At 37.0% G+C, this 12,641-nt stretch carries 10 protein-coding genes; 7 read left to right on the top strand and 3 right to left on the bottom strand.

Going from position 1 to position 12,641, the window contains the following annotated elements; genetic code table 11:
• Nucleotides 1-76 precede the first annotated feature (76 nt).
• Complete coding sequence (gene purL / locus CQA43_RS00750; RefSeq protein ID WP_115550708.1) at nucleotides 77-2,287, bottom strand: phosphoribosylformylglycinamidine synthase subunit PurL; 2,211 nt, start codon at nucleotides 2,285-2,287, stop codon at nucleotides 77-79.
• Nucleotides 2,288-2,477: 190 nt separating this feature from the next.
• Between purL and ppsA the strand changes: the two genes are divergently transcribed.
• The 7 genes from ppsA (at nucleotide 2,478) to purH (ending at nucleotide 10,488) form a co-directional block, all read left to right on the top strand.
• On the top strand, nucleotides 2,478-4,901 hold the full coding sequence (gene ppsA, locus CQA43_RS00745; protein ID WP_115550707.1) for a pyruvate, water dikinase: 2,424 nt from the start codon (nucleotides 2,478-2,480) through the stop codon (nucleotides 4,899-4,901).
• Between the two features lie 130 nt (nucleotides 4,902-5,031).
• Nucleotides 5,032-5,655 (top strand): phosphoserine phosphatase SerB, encoded by a 624-nt coding sequence (gene serB / locus CQA43_RS00740; RefSeq protein ID WP_115550706.1) that lies wholly within the window; start codon nucleotides 5,032-5,034, stop codon nucleotides 5,653-5,655.
• Nucleotides 5,656-5,665: 10 nt separating this feature from the next.
• Nucleotides 5,666-6,670 carry a transaldolase gene (locus CQA43_RS00735; protein WP_115550705.1) on the top strand — a complete coding sequence of 335 codons (1,005 nt, stop codon included), beginning with the start codon at nucleotides 5,666-5,668 and terminating at the stop codon, nucleotides 6,668-6,670.
• A 64-nt stretch (nucleotides 6,671-6,734) separates the two neighbouring features.
• Nucleotides 6,735-7,271: a 50S ribosomal protein L25/general stress protein Ctc gene (locus CQA43_RS00730; RefSeq protein WP_115550704.1), complete on the top strand. Its 537-nt coding sequence runs from the start codon at nucleotides 6,735-6,737 to the stop codon at nucleotides 7,269-7,271.
• 4 nt (nucleotides 7,272-7,275) lie between these two features.
• The gene (pth, locus tag CQA43_RS00725; RefSeq protein ID WP_115550703.1) at nucleotides 7,276-7,863 is read left to right on the top strand and encodes an aminoacyl-tRNA hydrolase; all 588 of its coding nucleotides are present in this window, start codon (nucleotides 7,276-7,278) and stop codon (nucleotides 7,861-7,863) included.
• Nucleotides 7,860-8,933 (top strand): LptF/LptG family permease, encoded by a 1,074-nt coding sequence (locus CQA43_RS00720; RefSeq protein WP_115550702.1) that lies wholly within the window; start codon nucleotides 7,860-7,862, stop codon nucleotides 8,931-8,933. The genes pth and CQA43_RS00720 overlap by 4 nt, the downstream gene beginning before the upstream one ends.
• A gap of 22 nt (nucleotides 8,934-8,955) precedes the next feature.
• Nucleotides 8,956-10,488, top strand: coding sequence for a bifunctional phosphoribosylaminoimidazolecarboxamide formyltransferase/IMP cyclohydrolase (gene purH / locus CQA43_RS00715; RefSeq protein ID WP_115550701.1), 1,533 nt, complete (start codon nucleotides 8,956-8,958; stop codon nucleotides 10,486-10,488).
• Between the two features lie 161 nt (nucleotides 10,489-10,649).
• Here purH and CQA43_RS00710 read toward each other — a convergent pair whose 3' ends face one another.
• Together CQA43_RS00710 and CQA43_RS00705 are read right to left on the bottom strand one after the other, a co-directional pair.
• A complete protein-coding gene (locus CQA43_RS00710) occupies nucleotides 10,650-11,315 on the bottom strand; it encodes a hypothetical protein (protein WP_115550700.1) in 666 nt (221 codons plus the stop codon).
• A 59-nt stretch (nucleotides 11,316-11,374) separates the two neighbouring features.
• On the bottom strand, nucleotides 11,375-12,439 hold the full coding sequence (locus CQA43_RS00705) for a tyrosine-type recombinase/integrase (protein ID WP_115550699.1): 1,065 nt from the start codon (nucleotides 12,437-12,439) through the stop codon (nucleotides 11,375-11,377).
• Between the last annotated feature and the right edge of the window lie 202 nt (nucleotides 12,440-12,641).

Genomic DNA, 12,641 nt, shown 5'->3' with positions numbered 1-12,641 from the left:
AGACAATAAGGGAAATAAGAGAAATAGGACTTTAAAGAAAATTTTAAGATTCCATAATGGAATCTTAAAATAAGAATTAAAGCGTTTCAATAATATTTTGGAATTGTTGATAAAAAATTTGATTTGCATTATGGAGTGGCATTGTAATGTCGCCAATCTGGAGTGTTTCTCCACCAAGTATTGCGACTTTGGTTAAACTCAAGTTTGAATTTTTAAGCAAAGAAATAACCCTTTCAAGATTTTGCGATTCTATGGCAAGCAAAATCTGTGTCGGTGCTTCGCCAAAAAGCTCATCAAAGCTAAGCTTTTTTGTGGTTGTAACACCGATATTTCCTCTTATGCAAGCTTTTGTTAATGCTAATGCTAGACCTCCTTGATAAATATCTACTGCTGCTTTAAGCAATCCATATTCATTGGCAACATTGAGGAAATTCCATAGGAAAAGCTCATCTTGCAAATTGATTTTTGCAATCTCGCCTTTGAAAGAATTACCAAAATATTTTGCAACCAAGCTTGCGCCAAATTTTGGCTGGATTCCTTGCGAGGCAAGACGATAGATTTCTAATCCGGCTTCTTTGAAATGTGAAGAAAGGACATTATTCACCGCGTCAATTACGCCCACTCCCGCAATACTTGGTGTAGGATAAATATCTTTGCCGTTGGTTTGATTATAAAGGCTGACATTACCGCTAACAACAGGTGTATTGAGGGTTTTACAAGCCTCTTTAATGCCCTCGCAAGATTCTTTAAATTGCCACATTACTTCTGGATTCTCTGGGCTGCCAAAGTTCAAGCAATCCGTGATTGCCAAAGCACGCCCGCCACGCAAGGAAATATCACGTCCAACTTTTGCCACAGCTTGCTTTGCTCCCTCTCTTGGATTAAGATAGCATAATCGGCTTTGGCACGCTACACTCATTCCTAAACCTTTGCCATTTTCCTTGACGCGAATTACGCTTGCACCGCCCGCTCCACTAGGAATAATTGTATTGGTTTGCACGGTAGAATCATATTGTGTATAAACCCAAGCTTTGTCGCAGATTTCTGGGCTTTTAAGCAGAGATTCAAAAACTTTTTGAGATTCCTGTGTGCGCAAGCTTTTCTCATCTAAAGATACGATAGAATCCAAATAATGCGGATTTTTGCTCACGGGTCTTTCTAGCACAGGTGCTTTTTCACTCAAAGGAGCAATAGGAATCTCTGCGCATTTTTCGTTATACCAAAAGAGTTCCATTTTGCCGCTATTAGTTACTTCACCGATAATTGCACAATCTAATTCCCATTTGGAAAAAATTTCTATAATTCTTGCTTCACAGCCTTTTTTGGCACAGATTAGCATACGCTCTTGAGATTCACTAAGCATTAGCTCATAAGGCGTCATTCCCTCTTCTCGCATAGGCACTTTATCTAAGTGCATTACCATTCCGCTTCCACTGCGTCCTGCCATTTCAAAGCTAGAGCTTGTAAGTCCTGCTGCTCCCATATCTTGGATTCCAACAATTAAATCTTGTTTAAAAAGCTCCAAACAAGCTTCCAAAAGTAACTTTTCAGTAAAAGGGTCGCCCACTTGCACCGTTGGGCGCAAGGATTTAGAATCCTCACTGAAAGAATCACTACTCATTACCGCCCCGCCCAAGCCATCGCGTCCTGTTTTAGAGCCGACATAAATCACAGGGTTTCCGATTCCCTCTGCTTTACCATAAAATATTTCATCATTTTTAACAATTCCAAGAGAAAAGGCATTGACAAGGATATTTCCTTCATAACTAGGTTCAAAACTCATCTCCCCGCCAATAGTTGGCACACCCATACAATTTCCATAACCTCCGATTCCAGCGACAACGCCACGCAACAAATAGCGGTGCTTCGCGCCTATGGAATCTTTCTTGGTAATATCGCCGAAGCGAATGGAGTTTAAGCTCGCAACGACTCTAGCACCCATTGTAAAAATATCACGCATAATTCCACCTACGCCCGTTGCAGCTCCCGCATAGGGTTCAATGAAGCTTGGGTGGTTGTGAGATTCCATTTTAAAGACTGCTCCATATCCTCCTCCAATATCAATGACACCAGCGTTTTCTCCTGGTCCTTGAAGAACCCAAGGAGCGCGTGTAGGAAAGCCATTAAGATAAATTTTACTAGATTTATAGCTACAATGTTCGCTCCACATAGCCGAAAAGATACCAAGTTCTACAAGATTAGGTTCTCGTCCTAAGATACTTAAAATTTTATGATAATCCTCTTGTGCTAATTTATGTTGCTTCAAGACTTGGGATAGGTTTTCCATTTTGTTCCTTACAATAAAAAAATGCAATTTTGTGTCTTTGGTGTGTAAAATTTGCAAAATCAATGAAAGTTTATCAAATGACGCATAAAGTATAGATAAACTAAGATTGAGATAAAGTTAAATTCAGTAAAATATTCGCGTTTTATTTTTAAAACAATTTTTCAGCAGGAATTTTAAGGAGAAATCTAAGATGAAATACATCAAGTTTTTCAAAGAGCTAAACAATAAAGATGTCCCTATTGTTGGGGGAAAAAATGCAAGTATCGGAGAGATGTTTCAAGAGCTTGTGCCAATGGGAATCAAAGTTCCTAATGGTTTTGCGATTACAAGTGAGGCATATTGGTATTTGCTAGATAGTGCAGGGATTCGAGAGAAAATCAAAGAATTGCTTGATGGGATTGATGTAACAGAAATTGATGTATTAAATGTTCGCTCCAAAAAAATTCGCGATATGATTTTTGGCACACCATTGCCAGAAGATTTACGCAAAGAGATTTTAGAAGCCTATAAAATCTTGAGCGAAGAATACAAAATGGAAGAGGCTGATGTGGCAGTTAGAAGCTCTGCAACCGCGGAGGATTTGCCCGATGCGAGTTTTGCAGGACAACAAGACACTTATTTGAGTGTGCAAGGTCAAACGGAATTAATCCATTATGTAAAATCTTGCTTCGCTTCGCTTTTCACAGATAGAGCTGTGAGTTATCGTGCTTCAAGAGGATTTGACCATTTTAAAGTTGCCCTTTCTGTCGGAGTGCAAAAAATGGTGCGTTCAGATAAAGGAAGCTCCGGTGTTATGTTTAGTATTGATACAGAAACAGGCTTTAAAGACGCAGTTTTCATCACTTCTAGTTGGGGGCTTGGAGAAAATGTCGTGGGTGGAACCGTGAATCCTGACGAATTTTATGTCTTCAAGCCTTCTTTGGAGCTAGGAAAACGACCGATTCTAAAGCGTCAGTTAGGATTTAAAAATATTAAAATGGTGTATGCAGCCCCAGGCGCAAAACATCCAACCAAAAACATTGAAACCACTGAAGAAGAGCTTAAAAGCTTCTCGCTAGAAGATGATGAAGTGCTGACTCTAGCGCGGTATGCAATGTTGATTGAGAGACATTATTCTAAGGAAGCGGGTGAATATCGTCCAATGGATATGGAATGGGCAAAAGATGGAAATAGCGGAGAAATTTTCATCGTGCAAGCACGTCCCGAAACTGTGCAAAGCCAAAAGATGAAAAAACAAAGTAATACTTTTGAAAAATATTTCCTTAAAGATAAAGGCGACAAAGAGATTCTGCTAACTGGTAAAGCAGTAGGCGGCAAGATTGGAATCGGAAAAATTCGCGTGATTGATAATATCTCTAATATGGGCGAATTAAAACAAGGAGAGATTCTTGTAACCGATAATACAGACCCCGATTGGGAACCCGCAATGAAAAAAGCGGCAGCGGTAATTACGAATCGCGGGGGGCGCACTTGCCACGCTGCGATTGTCGCACGCGAAATTGGTGTGCCAGCAATTGTTGGGGCAGTGGGTGCAACAGAAAAGTTAGAAACAGGTATGGAAGTTACCGTCTCTTGTGCAGAAGGTGAAGATGGCTTTGTGTATAATGGCGTGTATGAGTATGAAGTAGAAAAAATTGACTTAAGCACATTAGAGCAACCAAAAACTAAAATCTATATGAATATCGGGAATCCTGAAAAAGCTTTTTCATTTTCTATGATTCCAAACAATGGTGTAGGGCTTGCTAGAATGGAATTTATTATTAACAATTACATCAAAGCACACCCTTTGGCATTGATTGACTTGCATAATGGCAATAAAGAATTTGATGGCGTAGAAAGCGTAAGAGAAATTATGTCGGGCTATGCAAATCCAAAAGACTTTTTTGTTAAAAAGATTGCAGAGGGCGTTGGAATGATTGCTTCTGCATTTTATCCAAAACCCGTCATTGTGCGCACAAGCGACTTTAAGTCCAACGAATATTGTCGTATGGTTGGTGGAAAAGATTATGAGCCTAACGAAGAGAATCCAATGATTGGTTATCGTGGAGCAAGTCGCTATTATTCTGAACAATACCGACAAGCGTTTGAATGGGAATGCGAAGCACTTGCTATGGCGCGAAATGAAATGGGATTTTCTAATATGAAAATTATGATTCCATTCCTAAGAACACCTGAAGAAGGGCGCAGAGTGCTTGATATTATGCGCAAAAATGGCTTGGTGCAAGGGGAAAATGGTTTGGAGATTTATGTGATGTGTGAATTGCCTGTCAATGTGGTTTTAGCGGACGAGTTTTTGCAGCTCTTTGATGGATTCTCTATCGGTTCTAACGACTTAACACAACTTACTTTAGGAGTGGATAGAGATGGTGAGTTAGTGAGCCATATTTTTGATGAACGCAATCCAGCATTATTAAAAATGTTTAAAATGGCAATTGAATCTTGTAAAAAACACAATAAATACTGCGGTATCTGCGGACAAGCCCCGAGCGATTATCCGGAAATTGCAGAATTTTTAGTAGAAAATGGCATTACTTCTATTTCTCTTAATCCTGATTCTATGATTGAAACTTGGGACAGAATTGTTCAGCTTGAAAAGAAACTCGGAATCTCTTAAAGGCTAAAAGTAGAGCTTTAAGCTCTACTTGCTTTAAAAAACCTAAAAAAATAAATTAAACTTCGTTTTTGAAATACTTTTATATTTTTGACGTTGTATAATAGTTATTATTTTAAAATTAAGGATTGGTTTGAAACTTGCAGTGTTTGATTTTGATTCCACTTTAATGGACGGCGAAACAATTGATTTGTTAGCACGTGCTAACAACAGCGAAGCGGAAGTAAGTAAAATCACAAAAGAAGCAATGGCGGGTCAATTAGATTTTTATGATAGCTTAAAAAAACGTGTAGCGACTTTAAAGGGTATGCCTTTAGAAAAGGTTTATGCCGTGTGCAATCATTTGCGCTATAATCCGGGCGCGAAAGAATTAATTGCAGAATTAAAAACACGTGATTATAAAATTGTGGTTTTTAGCGGTGGATTTGATGAAGCAGTGAGTGCAGGACAGAAAGCATTAGGTTATGATATGTATTTTAGCAATATTTTGCATCGTAAAAATAATATATTGACAGGAGAAGTAGGCGGAGAAATGATGTTTGCGTATTCTAAAGGGCGCATACTTGAAAAATTGCAAATCTTATTGAATGCGACTTACGAAACAACGATAGTAGTTGGTGATGGCGCAAATGATATTTCTATGTTCAAATATGCTAGTAAAAAAGTAGCATTTTGCGCAAACATAGTTTTGCAAGAGGCTGCAAATATCATTATTGATAAAAAAGATTTAATGCTTATCAAAACATATTTAGATTAAGGAGGATAATATGCAAGAAAGTGCATTGCTTTCACTTTGGTGTGATTTTATAGAAAGAGATTTTTTGGAAAATGACTTTATTAAAATGATTGAGGGCGATTTGATAGAGGGTGCGACAAGTAACCCGACTATTTTCCAACAAGCTTTTTTAAGCGAAAGTTATCAAGCGCAAAAAGATTCTTTGAAAGGCAAAAGCCCAAAAGAAATTTATGAAGCACTTGCCAAAACAGATATTCAACGCGCCGCAGAGTTACTTAAGCCACTTTACGATGCAAATCCCAATGATGGTTATATTAGCATTGAGGTAGATCCTAATCTGTGTGAAGATGCAAAAGCAACGATTGAAGAGGGTGTGCGCTTGTTTAATGATATTGGTTATCCTAATGTGATGATTAAGATTCCAGCTACAAAAGCAGGCTTTGGAGCGATGGGAGAACTCATTGCTCAAGGAATCTCCGTCAATGCAACTTTGGTTTTCAACAAAGAACAAGTAGTAGGTTGTATGGAGGCATTTAAAAAGGGTTACGAACAGCTTAAGCAAACAAGCAAGAAAGAATTAAAAGACTTTCCTCGCGCAGTTGTAAGTATTTTTGTTTCACGTTTTGACCGCAAATGTGATTCTATCCTACAAGAAAAAGGAATCCCAAATGCAACTTTGGGGATTAAAAATGCGCAATATTTATATCATATCCTTAATAGTTATTCTCTCTCTGGCGTGCGGGCACTTTTTGCTAGCACAGGCGTCAAAGGCGAAGACTTAGAGCCTGTGTATTACATCAAGGAGCTCTATCACCCCTATGCAGTGAATACCGCACCACTGACTGCCTTAAATGCTTTTATGGAATTAGGAGATGTAGAGGAAGCCTATTTGCCAGATATGGACGAATTAGAAGAATTTTTTGCGAGTGTGAAAGAAGCGGGAGTGGATTTAAATAAAGTCAGTAAAGAACTATTGGAGCAGGGCTTGGAGGATTTTAAAGTCGCTTTTGGAAAGATTTTAGCAAGTTTGGAATAATTTAAATCAAGTTTTAAAAAAATCCGCTATAATGGCAGGCTTATTTTAATTTTAAGGATACACAATGTTAAGTGGAATAATTAGAGAGAGTATTTCTAAGTCTGATGTCAAGGCTTTAAGAAAAAATGGTTATCTAATTGCCAATATCTATGGAAAAGGCAAAGAAAATATCCATTGTGCTTTTAAACGCAATGCTTTTATTCGTGAAATAAAAAGCAAAACAGATTTAATTTTTGAAGTAGAAGTTGGCGCACAAAAATATCCTGTCGTAATTCAAGAATATCAAAAAGACCCTATTACAAGCGAAATTATCCATGTGGATTTAATGCTTGCACAACAAGGAGTTGAGGCAAAATATTCTGTTAAAGTTCGCACGGTTGGAACTCCAAAAGGTCTCAAAAATAAAGGTGTTTTGATGATGTCTAAAAAACGTATTAAAGTCAAATCCAAACCTGAAAACCTACCAAAAAATTATGAAATCAATGTAACAGATTTAGATGTAGGAGATGTTGTTCTTGTAAGAGATTTGCCAACATTTGAAGGAGTAAAAATTGTTGAACGCGATGATGTAGCAATTGTTGGTGTGATTAAATCCCGCTAATAAAATGTTTCTCATTGTAGGTTTAGGGAATCCGGGTCAAAAATATCAAAACAACAGACACAATATCGGCTTTAAAGTCGTGGATTCCTTAATCTATTCCCTTAATGCCACAAAGCAAAGTGATAAAAACTTTCAAGGTGAAGTTTATAAATCAAATCAAACTATCCTCTTAAAACCTCAAACTTTTATGAATTTATCGGGAGAATCCGTGCAAAGTGTTAGAAATTTTTATAAAATCAGTGAATTTCTAGTCATTCACGATGAGCTAGATTTGCCTTTTGGAGCAGTGAAATTTAAATTTGGTGGAGGAAGTGGGGGGCACAATGGATTAAAATCTATTGATGCTTTATGTGGCAATGAATATTATAGGATTCGCTATGGAATAGGCAAACCCATAGTAAAAGAGCAAGTAACGCATTGGGTTTTAAGTGATTTTGATTCACAAGAGCAAGCAGCAAATCCTGCTTTAATTGCACATTGCACAAAAGCGGCATTAGAAATTACACAATTAGAATCCCCCAAAGAACTAGCTAATAGAATCTCTAGCCTCTTGACTTTAACACCGCAACCCCAAAACAAAGAAGTTAAATGAGCTTATTTTTTCGTTATATTGGATTCTTGTATTTAAAATATTTTTTCTTTTTGTTTGTTTCATTAGAATGTTTTTTCGTTGTGATTGATTTAGTAAAGTATTTAGATGAGCTTCCGAATTCTGCGAATTTAATCGTGCTTTTATTGGTTTATGATTTTATGTATGCGAGTCAATTTATCTTGCCACTTTCTTTGATTTTAGCACAAATTGTGCTTATGATTGTTTTACTTAAAAATTCACAATGGACTGCATTTTTAGCACTTGGTTATTCAAAAATTAAGATTTTTTTGCCAATTTTTATGCTTAGTTTTTTAATGACTTTTTGTTTTATTGCGTTTAATGCAACATCTTTTGCCTATGCAAAAGAGCAGGTAGATTTGATTATTAATGAAGGTTTCTTAGGTAATGTCAAAAGGGATTTATTTGTGAAATACAACAATACTTATATTTACTTTGAAAAGATTTTTCCCTTATTACAAAGTGCAGAGAATGTGCAGATTTATGAGTTTAACACAGACAACAGCCTAATTTTGCGTATGATAGAATCTCAAAAAGCGGTTTTTAATGGGGAAGAATGGAATCTGCAAAATGTTACGATTACAAATTTTGATAACATTTTGCAGATTGGGCAAAATCCGCTGACCATTCAAAACGAAGAGAGTTATACAACCTTGCATGGCTTTAAACCCAAAATTTTGGAAAATATTTATGAAAGAAAGGGTAATATCTCCATTATTGACGCATACGAAGCAATTATGCTTTTAAAAGAGCAGGGGGTTAATACACAAAAAATTCGCGGATTACTTTATAATTTAATCTTTTTTCCGCTTTTTGCACCTCTTGCAATGATTTGTCTCGCTAATTTTACTCCAAACTCTAATCGTTACGCAAATCTAAGCCTCATTACCTTGGAAATGATTTTAGCGGTTTTAATGAGTTGGGGAATCTTTTTTAGTTTTTCAAGATTATCTATTAGTGGTTTATTGCAGCCAGAATTTAGCATTTTATTGCCTATTTTTATGCTATGTTTAGTAAGTTTTTGGGCATTATTTAAAATGATAAAGGCATAAATCTAATAAAGAAGGAGTAAAGATGACGGCACTTTTAAGTGTAAGTGATAAAAGCGGAATTGTAGAGTTTGCAAAAGGCTTGTTAAATCTTGGCTATGAGATTCTATCCACAGGCGGGACATTAAAGGTTTTGCAAGAAAACAATATTCAGGCATTAGATGTCGCAAAATACACGCAAAGTCCAGAAATGTTTGATGGGAGAGTCAAGACTTTGCACCCAAAAATTCACGGCGGGATTCTTTATCGGCGGGAGAACGCAGAGGATAGAGTAAAGGCGCAAGAGTTTGGAATCCGTGATATTTCTTTAGTCTGTGTTAATCTTTATCCTTTCAAAGCCACGATAGAGCGCACAGAGGATTTTGGAGAAATCATTGAAAACATAGATATTGGCGGACCTTCAATGGTGCGTGCTGCGGCAAAGAATTTTGAATCCGTGCTAATCCTCACGAATCCTGCGGATTACAACGAAGTCTTAATGCGGCTTCAAAACAACCAAAATACATTGGAATTTCGTCAAAAGATGATGATTAAGGCTTACGAGCATACTGCGCATTATGATTGCACTATTGCAAATTATATGAATAAGCGATTCAATGACGGATTTGGAGAATCTCATTTTATTGCTGGAAAGCTTGTTGCCCCAACGCGTTATGGAGAGAATCCACATCAAAAAGGTGCGTATTATGAGTTTAAAGATTTTTATTCCAAGACTTTTCAAACGCTTAAAGGTGAAGTGAGTTTTAACAATCTCACAGACATTAATAGTGCGGTGAAAATTGCCTCTAGCTTCGGCAAGCGTCCTTGTGTCTGTATCATCAAACACGCTAACCCTTGTGGATTTGCGCTAAAAGACACTTTGATAGAATCCTACATACAAGCATTAAAGTGCGATTCCATCTCTGCCTTTGGTGGTGTCGTGGCAGTCAATGGAATCGTGGATTTAGAGCTAGCCCAAGAAATAAACAAGATTTTTATTGAGGTGTTAGTTGCACCGCAAATTACGCAAGAAGCCTTAGCACTCTTTGAGACAAAGAAAAAAATCAAACTTTTTGTTTGTGGCGGGGATTATTTAGAAATTCCAAAAGATACGCAAGATTTCAAACATATTGAGGGTGGGTTCGTCTTGCAAGATTCCGATTCCATTACAGAAAATGAAGTCAAAAACGCCAAGTGTGTGAGCAAAACACAGGCGAGTGAATCACAAATACAAGATTTGGAGATTGCCTACAAAGTCGCGAGTTTTGTGAAATCAAATTGTGTTGTGTATGTCAAGAATTCCGCAATGGTTGCTGTGGGTATGGGAATGACAAGTCGCGTAGATGCCGCAAAAGCTGCAATCAAAAAAGCACAAGAAATGGGGCTTGACTTAAGGGGTTGTGTTTTGGCAAGTGAGGCGTTTTTTCCTTTTAAAGATAGCATTGAAGAAGCACATAAAGTAGGTGTGAGTGCAATCATTGAACCCGGAGGAAGTATCCGAGATGAGGAAGTGGTGGAGTGCGCAAACACATATGGAATCGCACTTTATTTCACAGGCAAACGACACTTTTTGCATTAACTATATCTTACACTTTTGCTATGTCCTTGCGGATTCTATTTCCTTGAGAGGCAAAGCCGAAATATGTGTTGTGTTAGCAACTCACTCACCTGCAAATCCAAATTCCACTAAATAGGATACACACAAAAACGAGGGAAACCCGAATTTAAGGATTCATAACCTTACACTTCCATATTTAAGTGGTTTTGCATAGTGTTTTGCAAGGATTCTTGAATCTTATTTTGGATTGTCTGCATATTTGCCCCGCTAATGCTAAAAGTAAAATGAGAATCTCCATTTTGTTTCGCCTCTTGTGCTTTTTGCAGAGATTCTTCCAAGGCTTTTTGCTCCTCTAGTCGCTTTTGTTCTTGCTTTTCTTTCAATCTCTGTTCCTCTTGCTTGCGCGACGCATTTTCTTTTGCTATCCTTCCATCAGGGTCGCTTGAACCGCTTGTTATCATCGTGATTTCTCCTTTAGCGTCTATGCTGTAACTCACTTGCGTGAGAGTGCCTGCAAACATACTTGAATTTAAAGATTGCATTGCTTGCAAGTTCTCCTCTAGCCACTGCATTTTTTCTGGATTTTTCAGTGCTTCTTGCAAGAAAGTAGGGGAAACATTGAGAGTTGCAGGGATTCCTTCAATTGTTTTATCCGCACGATTGACGCCATATTTTTCAGTGATATAGCTTTGCAATTCTTGTAAGGTTTGTGGTTTTTTAGAATCACTTGTAATAGTTGTTGCCGCCATATCCTCTGTTTCAAAATAACTGACAAGTTTTGCTCCTAATGCCGCTGCATTTGCCTTTGCTGCTTGATAACCGCTCGTGTTTGTGTTAATGGGATTCATCATCGCTCCTAAGAATTAATTTAGGAATATATCGGCTTTTTTTTTATTTTAAATAATAGCTAATTCATAATTTCTGTGGTGTTTTTAAGCTTTTGTTTATCAAAATGTGTGTAAATGCGCGAAGTATCCAAACTCGCGTGTCCAAGTGCTTCTTGAACTAGCACCAAATCTTGACTTTTTTGATAGAGTAGGGTGGCAAAACTATGTCGCAACATATGCGCACCATTCTTCTCTTTGCGGATTCCATTTGTAAGCAAAACTTGTTCAACAATGCGGCTAACATAGGCTTGAGTGAGATTCTTGCCTTTTTGATTGCAAAAAACCAAATCATCTTGCACTTCGTTGGGACGAGAGTTTATCCAACTTGAGAAATCGTAATCAATGTTTTTTGCCTTTATCATCACGACGCGAGGCTTATTGCCTTTGCCGCGCACTTGAATGATGAAAAATTCTCCATCTAGCATAATGTCTTTGATTTTCAGATTCAATGCCTCACTGACGCGAATCCCTGTATAAATAATAATTTTTAATAGCAGACGATTGCGCGCACCCAAAGATTCGTGCTTAAAAGGAAAACAATCAATGCCATTTAAAAAGCGACGCACTTCATCTTCATTCATATAAGAGGGTAGTTTTTGTCCGCTTTTACCGCGCAATCCACCCCAATTTTTGAGTTCAATATGGAAATTGTAAGAAGCCCCTTCGTCGTCTTCATTTTGCTTATCAATGAAGCTAAAGAAATTTAAAAGCGTCATACGATAGTTTTTTTTCGTTGCATCTGAAAGCGCACTTGTATGGATAGTTAAAAACTCCTTAAGCATTTCTTCATCTACTTCTTTTAGGCTTGCAAGCCCCAAATAATTTAAGTAATCATAAAGCTTTAAAAGCGGTTGAATATAAGTATTAATACCAATTAATCCGGCATTACGACATTGTTTGCAAATTTCTTTCAAATCTTTAATTTCTACGATTCCACGTCTTAATAAATTCAAAGCAGCAATGATTCCTTTTTTGTCTTTTACTTGATGATTGGATAAGCTGTTGAGTTTGCTATAAACAAAACGTTCCATCCAAAATAATAAATTATTGGGAAAATCATCTTTGAAATCAAGCGGATAACGCATTATAAATCCTTAAATAAAATAAAGTTTAATAAAAAATGAATTTTTGATTATAGCAGAAATCTATGGCAAAAATTTTAATTTTTGTATTGAAAACTATAATTTTCAAACTTTTTTATTTAAAAACACTTATCTCCCTATCAAAAATAGATAACTGGCTATTAAGATTTTATTTATTTTTGACGATATTATTTCATATAAAATC

The sequence above is a fragment of the Helicobacter ganmani genome, from assembly GCF_003364315.1.
Lineage (GTDB): Bacteria > Campylobacterota > Campylobacteria > Campylobacterales > Helicobacteraceae > Helicobacter_D > Helicobacter_D ganmani.
This window is presented reverse-complemented; position numbering and strand designations above follow the sequence as displayed.